Source organism: Micromonospora sp. WMMD735 (assembly GCF_049178995.1).
GTDB lineage: Bacteria > Actinomycetota > Actinomycetes > Mycobacteriales > Micromonosporaceae > Micromonospora > Micromonospora wenchangensis.
In genome coordinates this window covers 286,671-304,203 of sequence record NZ_JBMHMJ010000002.1, presented here as the reverse complement: position 1 = coordinate 304,203, position 17,533 = coordinate 286,671, and the positions used below count along the sequence as shown (strand labels likewise).

The 17,533-nt window shown below is 71.5% G+C and carries 13 protein-coding genes; 2 read left to right on the top strand and 11 right to left on the bottom strand.

Going from position 1 to position 17,533, the window contains the following annotated elements:
* Positions 1-59: 59 nt before the first annotated feature.
* From ACN268_RS01495 to ACN268_RS01485, 3 genes are read right to left on the bottom strand one after another with little or no spacing between them, the layout of a single operon-like run.
* Positions 60-452 (bottom strand): DUF3037 domain-containing protein, encoded by a 393-nt coding sequence (locus tag ACN268_RS01495; protein WP_421481357.1) that lies wholly within the window; start codon positions 450-452, stop codon positions 60-62.
* Positions 449-1,231 carry a HipA family kinase gene (locus ACN268_RS01490; protein ID WP_421481356.1) on the bottom strand — a complete coding sequence of 261 codons (783 nt, stop codon included), beginning with the start codon at positions 1,229-1,231 and terminating at the stop codon, positions 449-451. Before ACN268_RS01490 ends, ACN268_RS01495 begins: the two co-directional genes overlap by 4 nt.
* A 41-nt stretch (positions 1,232-1,272) precedes the next feature.
* Positions 1,273-2,514, bottom strand: coding sequence for a cytochrome P450 family protein (locus tag ACN268_RS01485; RefSeq protein ID WP_421481355.1), 1,242 nt, complete (start codon positions 2,512-2,514; stop codon positions 1,273-1,275).
* 124 nt (positions 2,515-2,638) lie between these two features.
* On the opposite strand from ACN268_RS01485, the gene ACN268_RS01480 reads away from it, so the two are divergent.
* Positions 2,639-3,310 (top strand): TetR/AcrR family transcriptional regulator, encoded by a 672-nt coding sequence (locus ACN268_RS01480; RefSeq protein WP_421481354.1) that lies wholly within the window; start codon positions 2,639-2,641, stop codon positions 3,308-3,310.
* A gap of 54 nt (positions 3,311-3,364) precedes the next feature.
* Positions 3,365-5,029: an MFS transporter gene (locus ACN268_RS01475; protein ID WP_421481353.1), complete on the top strand. Its 1,665-nt coding sequence runs from the start codon at positions 3,365-3,367 to the stop codon at positions 5,027-5,029.
* Between the two features lie 101 nt (positions 5,030-5,130).
* Here the strand turns inward: ACN268_RS01475 and ACN268_RS01470 are convergent, their stop codons facing one another.
* Genes ACN268_RS01470 through ACN268_RS01435 form a run of 8 tightly spaced genes read right to left on the bottom strand, consistent with a single transcriptional unit; the run spans position 5,131 to position 17,328 of the window.
* Positions 5,131-6,468 carry an acyltransferase domain-containing protein gene (locus ACN268_RS01470; protein ID WP_421481352.1) on the bottom strand — a complete coding sequence of 446 codons (1,338 nt, stop codon included), beginning with the start codon at positions 6,466-6,468 and terminating at the stop codon, positions 5,131-5,133.
* A gap of 10 nt (positions 6,469-6,478) precedes the next feature.
* Positions 6,479-7,435, bottom strand: a complete 957-nt coding sequence (locus tag ACN268_RS01465; protein ID WP_421481351.1) for a class I SAM-dependent methyltransferase — start codon at positions 7,433-7,435, stop codon at positions 6,479-6,481.
* A 31-nt stretch (positions 7,436-7,466) separates the two neighbouring features.
* The gene (gene panD / locus ACN268_RS01460) at positions 7,467-7,886 is read right to left on the bottom strand and encodes an aspartate 1-decarboxylase (RefSeq protein WP_204925161.1); all 420 of its coding nucleotides are present in this window, start codon (positions 7,884-7,886) and stop codon (positions 7,467-7,469) included.
* 14 nt (positions 7,887-7,900) lie between these two features.
* A complete protein-coding gene (locus ACN268_RS01455) occupies positions 7,901-9,100 on the bottom strand; it encodes a cytochrome P450 (protein WP_421481350.1) in 1,200 nt (399 codons plus the stop codon).
* A 17-nt stretch (positions 9,101-9,117) separates the two neighbouring features.
* Positions 9,118-12,375 (bottom strand): ACP S-malonyltransferase, encoded by a 3,258-nt coding sequence (gene fabD, locus ACN268_RS01450; RefSeq protein WP_421481349.1) that lies wholly within the window; start codon positions 12,373-12,375, stop codon positions 9,118-9,120.
* Positions 12,376-12,377: 2 nt separating this feature from the next.
* Entirely contained in the window at positions 12,378-13,379 is a 1,002-nt protein-coding gene (locus tag ACN268_RS01445; RefSeq protein WP_421481348.1) for a methyltransferase, read from the bottom strand.
* Between the two features lie 20 nt (positions 13,380-13,399).
* Positions 13,400-16,483, bottom strand: a complete 3,084-nt coding sequence (locus tag ACN268_RS01440) for a non-ribosomal peptide synthetase (protein WP_421481347.1) — start codon at positions 16,481-16,483, stop codon at positions 13,400-13,402.
* The gene (locus ACN268_RS01435; RefSeq protein ID WP_421481346.1) at positions 16,480-17,328 is read right to left on the bottom strand and encodes a hypothetical protein; all 849 of its coding nucleotides are present in this window, start codon (positions 17,326-17,328) and stop codon (positions 16,480-16,482) included. The genes ACN268_RS01440 and ACN268_RS01435 overlap by 4 nt, the downstream gene beginning before the upstream one ends.
* Positions 17,329-17,533 lie beyond the last annotated feature (205 nt).

Sequence of the window (17,533 nt, the reverse complement as noted above, 5' to 3'; positions counted from 1 at the left end):
GTGCTCCTCGGGTAACGCGACTGAGGAAAGGAGGTGGCTGCGGCCCGCTGCCTCGCCGTTCAGTGCACGAGCCGTCCCATCAGGCGCTTGAGTTCGGCCGCCGGATCGGTGGTGAGCCCGCCATGGACGGCACTGGTCTGGATCACCGTGCTGCGCGGCGCGGTCAGCCAGCCGAACCGCGCCCCCCGGGTGCCGGCTCCCGCCCGACCAGCAGCGGGATCACCGGCGCAGATCGCACGGATGGCGTCGAGGGCCGCAGCGACCATGTCGACGTCGATGTCCGGATCCAGCATCCGTAGCCGGTCGGCGTCGACATGGACGGCGGCACCGAGGAAGTCCGCGCCGGGGCAGTAGAGCAACGCTCCGACGTTGACCTGCTCACCGCGGTCGACCCGGGGCACGGCGCGCAACAGCGCGTAGTCGAAGCTGAGGATGGACGCCCTGGCGGTCATGCATCGACCCCCGGCCACCAGGCACCCACGCGGGTACGCCGGGCGAGGAGGTAGTCGACGTAGCGTTGTCGCAGCTCGGGCGGGTCCGCATCCTCGGGAACGGAGTTCATGCCCAACAGGAAGCTGTCCGGAACCATGGCGACGACCTCGGTCAGCAGGTCCTCGGTCACCGCATCGGACAGCTCGGCGTCCAGCTTGGCCAGCGTCGCGGGCCCCAGCGAGGCGACCAGATCGGCCAGCACGTGCTGGGACAGGTCGTAGCGGCGCTCGGCCCAGGTGGCGACGGTCGGCCAGGAGTGGTGGAACAGCAGCGCGGCGCCGTGGTCGATGGCCCAGAGCTGGCGGTGCCAGATGATCAGGTTGGGGTTGGACCAGGTGCGGTCCACGTTGGCGGTGAGGGCGTCCAGCCAGTAGATCCTGGCTGCCTCCTCGGCCGGGGGCTGCCACCCGACGCCGTCGAAGCCGACCGAGCCGGGAAGGAAGTCCATGCCCAGGTTCACCCCGGCGCTGGCCCGCAGGAGTTCCTGGATCTCCTGATCGGGATCGCGGCGTGCCATCTCCGGGTCGATGTCGATGGTGACGAGCTCGGGGACGCGGATGCCGAGCCGGCGGCCGAGCTCGCCGACGACGATCTCGGCGACCAGGGCGGCACTGCCCTGGCCCGCGCCACGGAACTTGACGACGTACACGCCGTCGTTGTCCGCCTCCACCACCCCGGGCAGGGATCCACCCTCACGCAGGGCGGTCAGATACTGCGTTGCTACTACTGTGGGTAACACTTTTCATCCTACTGATCGTTGTCGGTCTTGGAGAACGGTGATCACACGAGCCGTACGGGCAGGCGTGACACGGCCTTGAGGAACCGCGGTCCCACCTCGTCGGGGTCGCCGGCCAGGCGGACACCGGGAAAGCGCGCGAACAGCTTGTTGAGCGCGATCTCGGTCTCCGCGGTGGCCAACGACGCCCCCGGGCAGAAGTGGTCGCCGGCAGCGAAGCTGAGCTGCGGATTGTCGACCCGGGTGACGTCCAGGGTGCGCGGGTCGGTGAACCGCTGCGGGTCGTTGTTGGCGGCACCCACCACGAGCTGGATCTGCCCGTCCTTGGGGATGGTCACCCCGTCGACCTCGATCGGCTCTACGGCGAAGCGGGGCAGGGCCATCTTGATCGGGCCGGCGTAGCGCATCAACTCCCGCACCGCCTGGACGGTGTTCTCCGGCTGCGACCTGACCAGTTCGAGCTGATCGGGATGGGTCAGCAGGTGGAAGAGGCTCAGCGAGATCGAGTGCCGGACGGTGTCGAGGCCGGCCTGCACCAGCACCAGCACCAGGGCGACCAGTTCGACCTCGTCGAGCTTCTCGGTCTCGTCGCTCGCCTTGACCAGATCGGAGATCAGGTCGTCGCCGGGCTGGGCCCGCCGCGCGCCGATCAGCCTGATGACCGTGTCGACCATGCCGCGCAGCGCGGGCGGCAGCATCACCGGGTCGGGGCGGACGAAGGTGGTGAACGCCTCGGTCCACCGCAGCCACCTGTCGCGGTACTCGTCGTCGACGCCGAGCAGCTCACAGATGATCGTCGTGGAGATCGGATGGGCGTATTCGGCGACGAGGTCGACCTCCCCGGCGGCATCCATCTGGTCGAGCAGGTCGTCGACGAGCTGCTCGATCCGGGGGCGCAGGGTCCTGACCCGCCGCGCCGAGAACGCCCGGTCGATCAGCGACCGCACCCGCCGGTGGTCCTCCGGCACCATCGTCATGATCGTGGAATCGAAGTACTTGAGCAGTTCCTCGGGCACACCCCGGCGGCGCATGCTGTCGAGATGGACGCCCTCCGGGGGATGGTTGCTGACCCGACGATCGGTGAACAGGCTACGGACCGCGTCGTAGCGGGTGACGACATAGACCTCGTTACCGTCGGAGAACCGGCCCGGACACACCGGCCGGGGCGCACCCAGCCAGCGCTCCCCGGCGTCCCGGTCGGTCACGAAGTTCACGTTGGACAGGTCGAACTCGACGTCCGTCCAGTCGAATGCTCCGGTCACCAGCATCCCCATTCGATTGCTCACGACGTTGACCCGAGTGTCGGTGCGCCGCCGGTGTTCGCTGCGACACGCCCCGGGGTGGGTTATGCGGCATTCGGATACAACACTGTATCAGAATACGGTACCGTATCTGAGTCTCACGAGGAGGTTGATCATCAGCAAGCGACTCACCCGCCAGCAGAGCCGGGAAATCACCCGCCAGGAGCTGCTGCAGGCGGCAGCCGAGCTGTTCGCCGAGTTCGGTGTCAACGGCACCTCGGTCGAGCAGATCGTCGAACGTGCCGGGTACACCCGGGGTGCCTTCTACGGCAACTTCGACGGCAAGCAACAGTTGGTCCTGGCCCTGTTGGAACAGCGCACCGAACGCGAACTGCAGGAGGTGCAGGCGCTGAGCCGCAAGGCCGGGTCGTTCGAGGAGACGATCGAGCACCTGCGTGCCTGGCACCGGGAACGGGACAAGAACTTCGCGAGCTGGCTGGCCCTGCGCACCGGACTGTGGCTCTACGCGAGGCGCGATCCGCAGGTGCTGTCCCTGATGGCCGACCGCGAACGACGGTCCCACGAGGCCATGGCCCAGGCGCTCGCGCGGGGCTTCGCCGCCCGGTCGGTCACGCCACCCGCGCCGGTGGAGCTGTTGGCGCTGATCGTGCACGCGTTGGACGACGGACTGTCCATCCAGCGCGTGCTGCTGGCCGGCGACAGCCCGGCCGGGGACGTCATGGACGTCGTGGAGCTGCTGATGCGGTCGTGGACCGCGCTCGCCCGTACCGGCACGTCCGAGGCGGACGGCGCGTCCGCTACGGACCCGACCGCCCCCTAAGCCATCGCCGGTGTCCGCTACCGGCGACGAACCGCAAGAACTGGAGCACATTTCATGAGTCAGGAAGTGGAGCCGGCGCCCGCAGGGGCCATCGGATCTCCCGTCGCGGCCACCGACGGCCCACATCCCCACCGTTGGCTGGCGCTGATGGTCCTGCTCGTCGCGACCTTCATGGACCTGCTCGACGTCAACATCGTCACCGTGGCGATCCCGAGCATCCAGGAGGATCTCGGCGCTTCGGCGGCCGCCGTACAGGCCCTGACAGTCGGCTACACGCTGTGCTTCGCCGTCGTCCTGATCACCGGAGGGCGGCTCGGCGACATCTTCGGCCGCAAACGGATGTTCCTGACCGGGGTCGCCGGCTTCGTCCTGGCCTCCGCCCTGTGCGCCTTCGCCCCCACCTCCGAGGTCCTGGTCGGTGCCCGGGTGCTGCAGGGCATCGCCGCCGCGGTCATGGTCCCGCAGGTCCTGGCGATCATCCACGTCACCTTCCCACCGCAGGAGATCGGCCGGGTCGTCAGCCTGTACGCCAGCATGATCGGCCTGGCCATCGTCGCCGGGCCGCTGCTGGGTGGGCTGCTCATCTCGTGGAACCCGGCCGACCTGGGCTGGCGCACCATCTTCGTGGTCAACCTTCCGATCGGCGCGGCCGCCCTGGTCGCCGGCTGGATGTGGATGCGTGAGTCGCGGTCGCCGCGCGCCAACCGGCTGGACCTCGTCGGCATGGTGCTGGTGACCGCCGGCCTGCTGCTGTTGCTGCTGCCGCTGCTGCGCGGCCGGGAGCTCGGCTGGCCCGTCTGGAGCATCGTCTCGCTGGTCGCCTCCGCGCCCGTCCTCGCGGTGTTCGTGCTCTACGAGCGCTACAAGACCGCCAAGGACGGATCGCCGCTGGTGGCCCTCTCGCTGTTCAAGATCCGGACCTTCGGTGCCGGCGTCGGCACCCAACTGCTGTTCAGCTGCATCCCGGCCGGGTTCTTCCTCAGCTGGACGCTCTACCTTCAGGGTGGCCTCGGCTGGTCGGCGCTGCACACCGGCCTCACGGCGATTCCGTTCTCGCTGGGCGTCCCGATCGCCGGCAACCTCGCCGTCCGCAAGCTGTTCCCCCGCTACGGCCGCAACTGCCTGTTCGCCGGGGCGCTGCTGATGCTGGTCGGGCTCCTGCTGTACGCGCGGATCGCCCAACTGGCCGGCGAGACGATCACCTCGTGGCACGCCGTCGTGCCCATGCTGCTGCTCGGTTCCGGAATGGGCATGCTGCTCGCCCCGCTGACCGGCATGATCCTGACCGAGGTCGAGCCACGGGAGGCCGGGTCGGCGTCCGGTCTGATCAACGCTGCAGGTCAGCTCGGTGCCGCCCTCGGTGTGGCGATCATCGGCGGCATCTTCTTCTCGGCCCTCGCCACCAACGCGGGGACGCAGGCGGACCGGGTGCTCCCGGATGTCCCGGCCGTCGCCTCGCAGCAGACGGCCATCCGCACCTGCGCCACCGAGGCGCTCGGTCAGGCCGACATCACCGCCATCCCGCAGAGCTGCCGCACGCTGGCCGGCGGCGACCCCGCGCAGCAGGCCGCGATCGGGAGCACCCTGGCCGACATCAAGACCCGGACGTTCATCGCGACGTTCAGCGAAGCCCTCTACTGGGCGTCCGCCGGACTGGCTGCGGTGATCTGCCTGCTCTTCCTGCTGCCCCGGCGACCACGGCGGCTGGGGATGTCCTGAGGACCCCCGCGCCCCCGGCATCCGCGCCTCTGATCGGCGGGTTCCGTCCCGCACCACGGGTCGGGCACCCACCGGCTGGGGTCCCCCGTCGGGCCCGGCCGTCATCGTGACCCCGCCCGCGCCGGCAAGGGCCGGGGAAGCCGGACCGCGTCCAGGACCGCGTCCTGGTAGGCGGTGAGTCCCGGAGCCGGCGGGGCGAGTGCCGGCCAGTGCACGTCGTGACCACACGCGTAGAGCGTGCCGAGCGACGACAGCACCGTCCTGCGCTCGGCCCGCCGGCGGCCGGAGGGCAGCAGTTCGGCCGTCCGCCCCACGCTCTCCAGCGTCTGCCTCAGGCTGCTGATCAGCACGGGGTGGGTGCTGATCTCGACGAAGACGTCGTGACCGTCCTCGGCCAGCCGGGTGACGGTCGCGGCGAACCGGACCGGCTCCCGCAGGTTCCGCATCCAGTACGCCGGTCCGAGCGCGGTGCCGGGCACGGGTGCGCCCGTCACCGTCGAGTACACCGGCACCCGTGACGCCACCGGGCACAGCGGGCGCAGCGCGGCGGCCAGGTCGTCGCGGAGTTCGTCGACGTAGTGGCTGTGCGAGGCGACCGTGCCCCGCACCATCCGGCAGTAGACGTCCCGCCGGTCGAGGTCCTCGATCAGCGCGGTCAGGGACCCGGTGTCCCCGGCCAGCACCGTCGACCGGGGGCTGTTCTCCCCGGCTACGCAGATGCGCCCCCCGCTGGCGTCGGCCAGCGCGTGCGCGGCCTCCGGCGACAGTTCCGTGGTGGCCAGGGCACCCCGACCGGTGATCCGGCGCAGCAGGGAGCTACGGCGGCAGGCGATCAGCAGGGCGTCGTCGAGGGTGAGGGCGCCGGCTGCGTACCCTGCGGAGATCTCACCCATGCTGTGGCCGACCACCGCGGCCGGTTCCACGTGCCAGCTGCGCCACAGGGCGACCAGGGCGACCTGCAGCGACACCATCGTCGGTTGCAGCACGTCGATCTCGCCGAGCCGGGACGTCGCCGGGTCGGCCCGTAACTGCTCGGTCACCGAGAAGCCGGCCAGCGTACGCACCCGCTCCTCGCAGCGCAGCAGCGCCGCGCGGAAGACCGGCTCGGTGGCCAGCAACTCCAGGCCCATCCCGTCCCACTGCGCGCCCTGTCCGGCGAAGACGAAGACGGGGCCCGGCCGTCGCCGCAGCGGCTGCGCCGCCTGGCGGTCCGGCCCTGCGGCCGACAGTTCGGCCAGGCCGGTCGCGAGGCTGTCGTACGAGTCGGCGACGAGCGTGGCCCGGTGCGGCAGGCCGGCTGTCCCGGTCGCCACGTCGTGGCAGTACCGGTCCAGCGGGGGCAGGTTCCGGCCGCTGCGGATCCGGTCGGCATGCGCGCGGACCGCGGCGAGCAGGTCGTCCCCGGTCGCGGCGGCGACGGCGAACAGGTGGCTGGTCACGTCGTCTCCCTCACACCCGCACGGCGACCTGGTGCCGGTAGCTCTCCATGGGCAGGCCGCTCATCCACGGCACGACGCCCAACCGGCTGAGCGCCCTGATCGAGGTGGGTGGCCGGTAGCCTGCGAACATGCCGCCGAACATCAGGATCTGGCTGTGCGTGGCGATCGTCCGCACCAACGGGTTCATCCGCTGGCGGTCCAGCGTCCGGCGGAAGCGGCTGCCCGGGGTCATCCGTCGGCGGACCGCGGCCCGGACCGCGGCGGAGACGTCGTGATCGGTGACCCACGTCAGCTGGGGCAGTTCCGCGGTGATCCGCCGCATGGTCTGCAGCCGCTGGCGGGTGAACACGTCGATGTGCGACAGGGCCCCGCCCGGACGCAGTACCCGCGCGACCTCGCGCAGGAACCGCTCGAGGTCGGGGTAGGTGTGGGAGCTCTCGATGTTGATCAGGACATCCACCGAGGAGTCCTCGAACGGCAGATCCTCGGCGTCGCCCTGGACGAAGCGCAGGCTGTCGCCGCGCGCCAGGGTGGCGTTGGCCCGGGCGACCGCCTTCGGCGACAGGTCCAGGCCGGTCATCCGGGTGTCGGGAACGAGCCGGGACAGGAAGTTGAGCCCCTCCCCCGCCCCGCAGCCGACCTCCAGGAGCGTCTGCCCGGCGCACCCGTCCAGGCCGCCCGGGAGGTCGCGCAGGGCCAGGTAGTAGAGCTGCTCGCTGAAGCCGTCCGTGCCGAACTCGGCGAACCCGGGCAGTCGGGCCTCGATCTCGGCGGCCAGGTCGGGATCGCACATGCCCCAGTTCCACAGCTCGCCCCGGCCCGAGAGGGTGGCCGCCATGTCGTAGATCGAGGAGCTGGCCGACTTCATGGTGGCGGCCTGCGTCCCCGCCCGCCGGCCGTCGGTCTCGTCGAGGTTGATGTCGGCGAGACCGGTGGTGAACGAGGTCATCACGTCGGGTCGGTTCATCGCGGTCTCCGAGTTCGCCGGGTCGGTGCGCTCACGCATTGACGGTGTCGCCACGCATCAGGTCGTCGACGCCGGCAGGTACCTCGGCCGGATCGGACCCGATGTTCCGGGGGCGGTTGGCACCGTCGACGAAGACCACCGTCGGCCGGTACGAGCGGGCCTGCTCGTCGGCCATCGCCGCGTACGAGATGATGATGACCAGGTCACCGGGGCTGATCAGCCGGGCGGCGGCGCCGTTGATGCCGACCACGCCGCTGTCGGTGGGCCCTTCGATGACGTAGGTGCTGAGCCGGGCGCCGTTGTCGACGTCCACGACGTCGACCTTCTCGCCGGGCAGCAGGTTCGCGGCAGCCATCAGGGTGGAGTCGAGCGTGAGCGAGCCGACGTAGTGCAGGTCCGACTGCGTCACCGTGGCGCGGTGGATCTTTGACTTGAGCATCTCTCGGTACATCGGGTGGTCTCCGTTCACCATGTCACCGGCAGCTCGTGCACGCCGTAGATGATCATCTCCGGACTGGTGCGGACCTGGTCCGCAGGTACCGCCAGGCGCAGCCCCGGCAACCGCCGGGCCAGCGACTCGAATGCGATGCGCAGTTCGAGCCGCGCCAGTTGCTGCCCGACGCACTGGTGGATGCCGTGGCCGAACGCGAGGTGCGGCACCGGCGTCCGGGTGATGTCGAGGCGGTCCGGGTCGTCGCAGAGCGCCGGGTCCCGGTTCGCCGCGGCCAGCGACAGCGACACCGCGTCGCCGGCGGTCAGCCGGTGCCCGTCGAACTCCAGGTCGGTGCCGGCCGCCCGGATCGACCCGGCGTGCACGATCGTCAGGTAGCGCAACAGCTCCTCGACCGCGTTGGTGCCCAGGCCCGGGTCCGCGGCCAGAGCCGCGTACTGGTCGGGGTGCTCCAGCAGGGCGAACGTGCCCAGCCCGAGCATGTTCCTGCTGGTGTCGTAGCCGGCGACGAGAAGCACACTGCCGACGGTCGCCAACTCCTCGTCGGTGAACTCGCCGTCGGTGACGAGCGTGCCGAGCAGATCGTCGGCGGGCTCTGCCCGCTTGGCCCGGACCAGGTCCGCCAACAGCCCACCGATCTCCTGCCAGCCGGCGATGGCCTGCGCCGCACTGGAGTGGACGGTGAACAGCGCCTTGATCCCCCGGACGAACACCTCACGCTGGTCGACCGGGACGCCGAGCAGCTCGCAGATCGCCAGCGCGGCCACCGGCTCGGCGAACGCGCCGACCAGATCGGCCGGACCGCCCGCTTCGATCATGTCGTCGAGGTACCGCTCGACGTGTTCGACCAGCCGCGGTTCCAGGGTGCGGGTGCGTCGGGCCGAGAACCAGGCGGTCAACCGACGCCGGAAGCGGGTGTGCTCCGGTGGGTCCATCGCCGTGAACATCCCCGGCGCCACCTCGGTGCGGTCCCCGGCCATCGGCAACGGGATGGGCGAGCGCAGCAGGTCACCGCGCGAGCTCATGCCCTTGTCGGCCAGGAGCCGGCGGACCTGGTCGTAGCCGGTGACCAGCCAGCCGAGGTGGCCGTCCGGGAACTCCATCCGGGCCACCGGTTGCTCCCGGCGCAGCTCGGCGAGCTCCGGCGCGGGGTCGAAGGGGCATGTGCCACGTGCCATGGGCAGGCCCTCGACGACACGAACGGTCTCGGACACGACGTTCTCCTTACTCTCTAGAGGCCGGCCGACCCGACGATCTCGGCGGCTTCGGTCATGAGCCGGTCGGCCAACTCGTCGACGTGCCGGTCGCGCCAGTCGGCGTGCGGGGTGCCACGCAGCCAGTGGTTGCAGGCGCCCAGCGCGGGCCCGCAGGCCACCTGGTAGTCCGCGGTCCGGGCGGGGGTGCCCTCGATCGCCCAGCGCTGTGCCTGGGCGCAGTACCACCGGAAGACCAGGGCCATCCGGCGCTTGGGGTCGGTGGCCGGACCGCCGGAGGCGGCGAGGCGCGACGCCACGTCCTCGAAGCCGGCACCGAGGTAGTCCCGCTCCACCCGGGACCGGACCGGTGCGGGCACGGCGTCCCAGGAGTCGTAGGTGCGCCAGAGGTCGTACAGCTTGCCGGCACGGACGTGGAAGAGCACGCCCTTGCGCATCACCCGGGCCCGGCCGCCGAGTTCGAACAGCCCGCCGTACGGAGCGTAAGCGGTGTCGTGCACGTCGAGCTCCGGCAGCAGGTCCTTGGTGGGCGCGGCGAGCCCGCTCTCGGCGGTACACAGGTTGATCGAGCCGGTGAGGACGAACTCGGCACCGAGCACGAACGCCGCCGCGGCCGACTCCGGGGAGCCGATGCCACCGGCACCCCCGACCCGTACGGCGGACGCGACCCCGCCGAGCTGGGTGCGCAGGCGGCGCACCGAGGGCAGCAGTGCGGTCAGTGCGCCCTGGTCGGTGTAGTCGGCCCCGTCGCCGATCGCGCAGATGTCGTCGGCCAGGGCGATCCGTTCGCCGGCCGCGGCCTCCTCCGCAGTGAGCAGGCCCTCGTCCACCAGCCGTCGCACCAGGGACGGCGGCGGCGGCGCGAAGAACAGGCGGGCGGTGTCCAGACGGGTCACCTTGGCCAACAGCCTGCGCGGGGCGTGCACGCCGCCGTCCGGCAGGATCCTGGCACCGGTCAGACGATGGCGCACCAGCGGGGCGGTCACCTCGACGTACGTGGCCGCCTCGACGAAGCGGACGTCCTCGCGCACCAGCAGGCCGACCAGATCCACCTCGGCGCCCGGGTCGAACGGATCGTAGGTGAGGTTGACCCCGAACGGCGCACCGCGCCCGGCGGCGGCCCGGATGCCGTCGATCGCGGCCGCGACATCCGGGACGGGCAGTCCGGCCGCCCCGAAGTAGCCGAGCAGGCCGGAGCGGGCCAGCCGGGAGACCAGCTCGACGGAGCTGACGCCGTGGTACATGCCGCCGGCGGCGTAGGCGTGCCGGACGCCGTACGCCTGCCGGAAGGCCGCCGAGCCCAGCTCCGCGCGCCGCGGCGCGACCGGGGCCGGCACGGTGACCGCGACGGTCCGCGCCGGCTCGGGTAGCATCCGCGCCGGCTCGGGTAGCAGTGGGTCGGCCTCCTCGCGGATCCGGGCGACGAGCTTGGTCAGCACCTGCCCCGGGCCGAGTTCGCGGACGCGGAACTCACCCCGGCCCATGAGCAGCCGGATGCTGTCGGTCCAGCGCACCGGCGACACGATCTGGCGACGCAGCGTGTCGGCCACCGCGCCGGTTTCGTAGGGCCGGGCGTCGACGTTGCTGATCACCGGGATCTTCGGGGCGGCGAAGGTCGTCGCGTCCAACAGGCGTCCGAACTCCTGCGCCGCGGGTGTCATGTAGCGGCTGTGGAACGGGGCGCTGACGTTGAGCGGGGCACAGCGGGCACCCTTCTCCTTGAACAGCGCCACCGCACGCCCGACCGCGTCGGCCGGCCCCGCGACGACCGTCTGGGTCGGCGCGTTGTAGTTGGCGATGTCGACGTCGGACAGTTCGTGAGCGCGGAGCACCTCCAGGACCAGGTCGGCGTCGACGGCCGAGACGGCCGCCATCGTGCCGCCCGTGACCTGCCCCATCAGCCGGCCACGTTCGGCGACCAGGCGCAGCCCGGTCTCGAAGTCGTAGACGCCCGCGGCGAACAGGGCGGCGAACTCGCCGAGGCTGTGGCCGAGCAGGTAGTCGGGCAGGCGACCGCCCTCCTGCAGGACGGCCAGCCAGGTGAGGGCTTCGACCACGTACAGCGCGGGCTGGGTGTACCGGGTGTCGCGCAGGTTGCGGTCCGGGTCCTTGAGGCACAGCTCCCGCAGGGAGTACCCCAGGACGGCGTCGGCCCGGTCGACCAGGTCCGGAAACCTGTCGAACACGTCGCGGCCCATCCCCCGGGCCTGGGCACCCTGGCCGGGAAAGACGTAGACGTCGAAGCCGTCGCCGGGGGTGGCGGGGCCGACGACGGGGGTCGCGTCGGTCACGGTGGTCACCTCGCTTCGTCGGGCCGGTGCGGCGACCAGGGGACGGGTGTCGAGCACCGCCCGGTACAGCACCTCGCCGCGGGCGTACGGGGAGAGCAGGGGCAGCACCCGGGACCGGCTGCCCACCGGCAGTCGTGCCCGCACCAGGTTGGCCATCGACCCGGACGGACCCAGATCCAGGAAGAGCAGGTCATCGCGCGCCAGCAGCGGTTCGAGGGCCCGCGACAGGTTGAACGGCTCGCGCAGCACCTGCCAGAAGTGCTCCGGGTCCGGGCGGCGTACCTCGGTGCCGGTCGTCCCGGAGATCAGCGGAATCGTGGCGGGCCGCAGGGTGAGCCCACCCACCAGTTTCGTGAACGTGTCGCGCACCCCGTCGATCAGCGGTGAGTGGAACGGGAACAGCACCGGCAGCCGCTGACAGAGCACCCCCGAGGCGTTCAGGTGACGTTCGATGCCGTCGAGCCGGTCGGCGGTGCCGGCCAGGACGAAGTTGTCCGGCGCGTTGATCGCGGCCAGGTAGGCACCGGCCAGCGCCGGATCGCGCTCCACGAGCCCGGCGTCGGCGAGGACCGCCAGCATGCCACCGCGCGGGCACTCCGCCTCGAACAGCTCCACCTGGTCGAGCAGCGAACGCAGGCAGTCCGCGGGGTCCATCATGCCGGCGACGGCGGCGGCGACCACCTCACCCAGGCTGGCGCCGAGGACCGCCGCCGGCTCGAATCCATGGGCACGCAGCATGCTGGCCAGCGCGTACTCCACCATGAAGATGGCCGGTTGGGTGAGGGCGAACCGGGTCATCGGCCGCTCCGCGCCCTGTTCGTCGCCGTGGATGCCCGCGACGACGGAGTCGCCACGGACGTCACGCACGACCGCGTCCAGGGAGTCCAGCGCGTCCCGGAAGATCGGGTCGGCGCCGTAGAGCCACCGGCCCATCCCGTGGTACTGGGAGCCCTGGCCCGCGAAGAGGAAGACCGGTGTGAGCATGGTCAGGCGGGCCGCAGCGAGGTCTCGAGCACCTTGTGGCCGGTCGGCAGCGGGGTGACCGACTCGACGATCAGACCCGCCTCGGTCAGCGCCCGACGCAGCTCCTCCTCGTCCAACCCGAGGGTGCCCTCGTCGCAGGCGACCGCCTGGAACACCGCACGCCAGCCGTCCAGGTCGGTCTCCACCAGCGGCTCGACGACCAGTAGCCGGGCACCGGGTGGACTGCCGGCCAGGGCGGTCGCCACGGTGCGCAGGATCCGGACGCAGTTGTCGTACGTCCAGTCGTGCAGCACGTTCTTGAGCACGTACCTGTCGGCACCGGCGGGGACCTCGGTGAAGAAGTCGCTGGGGGCGAAGGTGATCCGGTCGATGACCGTCTTGTCGGTCACCCGGGCGAGGGTCGCCGGGCCGCGTGCGCAGACGCTCGGCCGGTCGACGACGGTGCCCTGCATGACGGGGTTGGCGGTGAGCAGCCCCGGCAGCAGGCCGCCGCTGCCGCCACCGACGTCGACGATCGAGGTGACCCCGCTGAAGTCGTGTACGGCGACCAGGCACGCCGCGATCGGCCCGGCCAGGTCGACCATGCCCCTGTCGAACAGGTCGGCGTCGTCGGGGTGGGTCTCCAGGTACTCGTACAGGGACTCCCCGAAGACCTCCTTGAAGCCGGAGCGGCCGGTCTTCACCGTGTGCATCAGGCCCGCGAACGCGTCGTCGTACAGCTCGGCGGAGAGGATGACGAAGTGCCGCAGGGTGTACGGGTGGTCGGCGCGCAGCATCTCGTGCCCCTCAGCGAGCCGGAACTCGTCCCCGGTGTGCACGACCACGCCCGGCACCGTGAGCATCTGCAGGAGCCGGTAGAGCACCTGCGGATCGGTGTCGGTACGTCGCGCCAGCTCGGCCGCCGTCATCGCGCCGTCACCCAGGATGTCCGGGATCTCCAGGCGGATGAAGACCGCCAGCGCGCGGGCGAACCAGCCGCTGATCGCCAGTTTCAGGATCTCCATGGATGTCCCCTTCCGGTCGCTCAGGTGAGTCCGCGCAGCCGGTCGGCCAGCACGGCGGGGGTCGGGTTCTCGAACACGTCGGTCAGGGCGAGCCGGACACCGGTCTCGTCCCTGATCCGCTGCGCCAGCGCGGCGGCGAGCAGCGAGTGCCCGCCGTTGGTGAAGAAGTGCGCATCGGCGTCCAGGTCCGACCGGCCGAGCAGCTCGGCGAAGAGCGCGACCAGGGTCGTGGTGAGCCGGTCGGCGGCGGCGGGGCCCCCACCCGGTGCGGCACCGCCCGCCCCCGCCGGTTCCCGGGCGGCGAGGTCCGCCAACGCCAGGTAGTCGACCTTGTCGCTGCCGGTGCGCGGGAACGCCTCCACCGCGAGGAACCGGTGCGGCACCACCGACCGCGGCAACCGCCCACGGGCGTACTCCCAAAGCTCGTCGACGGCCTCCGGCCGATCCGGGACCCGGACGAACGCGGCGAGGCTACCGTCGGCGCCGGGATCCCCGACGACGACCACGGCGGCCGCCTCGACGTCCGGATGATCGGTGAGGACGCCCTCGATCTCGCCCAGCTCGATCCGGTTGCCACGCAGCTTCACCTGCCGGTCCATCCGGCCGAACAGGTCGATCCGGCCGTCGGGCCGCCAGCGCGCCACGTCGCCGGAGCGGTAGAAGCGGCCGTACCCGGGATGCACGCCGAAACGCTCGGCGGTCAGATCGGGGCGTCCGTGGTAGCCGTCGGCGACGCCGACCCCGGCGACGCACAGCTCGCCGCGCAGACCGACCGGCAGCGGCTCCCCGTCCGGGCCCGCGATGAAGATGCGGGTGTTGGCGACCGGTGCCCCGACGTCCACCCGGGGCCCCGGGTCCGCCGGTACCCGGCCGGCGGTCGCCCAGATCGTGCTCTCGGTCGGGCCGTAGACGTTCCACAGCCGGGCACCTGCCGCGGTCAGGGTGGCTGCCAGCCCCGGCAGCAGTGGCTCGCCCCCGCTGAGCAGCGTCCGTCCGGCAACCAGGTCGGTGATCTGGTCGACGACCAGTCGCCAGGTGGTCGGGGTCGCCTGGAGGAAGCCGATGTCGTGCGTCCGCACCGCCGCCGCCAGCAGGCTGCCGTCGGTGCGGGCCTCGTCGGGCAGCACGACCGTGTGCCCGCCGTGCAGCAGCGGCATCATCAACTCCAGCGACGAGGTGTCGAAGCTGTACGTGCTGAGCCAGCCGGTCGGCCGTCGCGAGCCGGCGACGCCGAAGCGCACCGCGTAGTCGGTGATGTGGTTGACCAGGCTCCGATGGGTGATCGGGATGCCCTTCGGCCGGCCCGTGGAACCGGACGTGTAGATCACGTAGGCCAGGGCGGACGGTCGCGCCACGGCGGCGGCGGTGGTGTCGACCCGGACCGTCGGGGCGGTGCCGACGTCGGGCACCGCAACCGTCCGCCGGTCGCCGGGCGGGACGAGCCCCGCTCCGGTCACCACCACCCGCGCTCCGGCGTCGTCGAGCTGGTAGGCGATCCGCTCCGCCGGGTGGTGCGGGTCCAGGGGGAGGTACGCCGCGCCGGCGAGCCAGGTGCCGAACACGGCGGCGGCCAGCGTCGCGCCCCGGGGCACGAGCAACGCGACGACGTCGCCGGGGCGGACGCCGGCCGCTGTCAGCCGCTCGGCGGTGTGCACGGCGGCGGACCACAGGTGTCCGTAGCTGACCAGCTGGTCGCCGTCGCGGACCGCCGGGGCGGCCGGGTCGGCGGCGGCACACCGGGCGAATCCGGCGAGCACCGACGTCAGCTCGACCGGGCGGTCGGTCGCGTTGGCTGCTCCGATGACCGCGTGGTCCTGCGGCGACCAGATCGACAGCGAGCCGGTCGGCGCGTCGAGGTCGTCGCCGACGGCGACCAGCAGCGCGTCGTAACGGCGGACGATCAGCTCGACGTCGGCGCGGTCGAGCACGCCGGTGTAGAACGCCGCGCGCACGGTCGCGCTGTCCCGGTCGGACGTCACGAAGAACTCCAGGTCGAACTGGCTGAACCCGTTCTCGACCACGACCAGTTCGGCGGCGGCGCCGGCCACGGTGAAGCGGCGCTGCCCGGCGGCGAACGGCACGTAGTTGAACACGTGCCGGAACAGCACGTTGCGCCAGCCGGAACCGTCGCGGTCGACCACGTCGAGCAGTTCGTCGGCGGGCATGTCCAGGTGGGCCATCGCCTCCATGAAGACCCGGCGGGCACGACCGGCGAGTTCCCGGAAACCGACGGTGCGTTCGGTCAGCAGGCGCAGGGTGAGCAGGTTGCTGTGGTAGCCGACCGCGCCGGCCGCCTCCCGGCTGCGGGCGTTGACCGGTGATCCGATGGTCAGGTCGGGGCCGGCGCCGTGTCCGGCCAGCAGCACCGCGTACGCGGTGAGCAGGATGACCGACTCGGGGGCGCGCAGCTCGCGTTGCAACCGCCGGACGACCGCGTGCGCCTCGGGCGACAGGACGTGGGTGACCTCGTCACCCTGGAGTGTGGTGGTCGACGGTGCCGGCTTCTCGCACCCCAGTTCCAGACCGGACGAGCGGAAACCGCTCATGGTGTCGCGCCAGAACTTCTCGCTCTGCTCGGACGGCGCGGGCTCGTGCCAGACGGGCACCTCGCCGGGGTCGGGGTCCCGGCCGGCCAGCACCGCCTCGTAGAACTCGACGAGCTGTGCCCGCAGGATGGCGGTGGACGTCACGTCGGCGACGGCGTGGTGCAGGGCAAGACACAGGACGTCGTCCTCGGGGCCGTGCAGCAGCAGGGCGCGCAGGAGCGGGCTGCCGTCGGCGTGGAACGGGCGGGCGACGAAGGCGGTCAGTGTGCCGCGCTCGTCAGCGGGCCGGCTGACCTGCTCCGGGGTGATCCTGAGGCTGGGCAGTACCGTCCTGGTCAGAGCGGCGTCGGTGCGGTGGAAGACCGTGCGCAGCGCCTCGTACCGGCGGGGTAGGAGGTTCAGCGCGGCCGTCAGGGCAGCCGGGTCGAGACGGCCGACGACGCGGAAGGCCAGCGACAGGTTGTTCGCGCCGCTGCCGGGCACGAGATCGTCGAGCAGCCAGAGGGCGGTCTCCTTGCGCGAGGCGCGGACGGGTGGGTCCGGGGCGACGGCCCTCACCGGCCGGCCCGCGATCCGGCGGCCAGGAGGCCGGCCACGGTCGCGGCGACCTCCGGGGTGCGCAGCAGGTCGCGGTGCTCCACCGGGAACCGGACCTCGTCGGCGATCCCGATGGGGGCCGCTCCGGCGGTGGCGCGCATCCGGTTGAGCCCGCTGGTCGGGGTCGCCGAGGTGATGACGGTGGCACGGGACCAGCCGGGTCGGGGATCCAGCCCCGCGGCGACGCCGAGATAGGTCATGAACGACCCGACCAGTGCCACCAGTTCGGCGGCGTAGTCCTCGTCGAGGCCGGCGCGGCGTAGCGCCGTGGAGCCGACCGGCTCGAAGACCGCGTACAGTTCGGCGGCGAACTCGGCCGGTGTGCTCCCGGGGCGTGCCGCCAGCCGCTGCGCCGCGCCGGCCAGTTCGCTGACCTCCGCCGGGGTCAACACGGCCGTCATGTTGCCGACGACCCGGCCGAACTGCAGGTGGACGGTGGGCACGTCGACCAGTTCGGGATCGAAGACCACCACCTGCGGCGCGGTGGGTTGCCGGGCGGCGATCCGCTCGGCCAGGACGCCGGCGAAGACCGATCCGGCGCAGTAGCCCAGGAGCGCCCGGACGGTGCGCCCACTGCGGGTGACCTCGGTCAGCCAGGGGGCGAGGTACTCGTCCTGGTCGACACCGGAGGTGGGGACGCGGACGGGGGCGACGGTCTGCCACAGTGCGCAGTCCAGGCCCAGGTGCGGCGTCAGGTCGGCGAAACCACCTTCGTTGCGGCCCGTCACCGGGAAGTCGGTGGCCAGCACGACGTCGGCGTCCGGTGCTGCGTCGAGCACCACGTTCCACACGGCAGGGCTTGGCATCTGACAGTTCTCCTGATCAACTGAAGTCAATACTTAATTGTCTCTGACGCATCGGCGGAAGCTGCTTTCCGGCGAGACTATTCCACTTTCCCTCACGTTGTCCACCCGAATGGGAAAGTAATTGGACAAGCGATATTCGGGCGCGTCTAAGCAGGCGAGGATCCACTGGACCACGCTCGGAAAGTTGATTTCGGTATCAACCAGC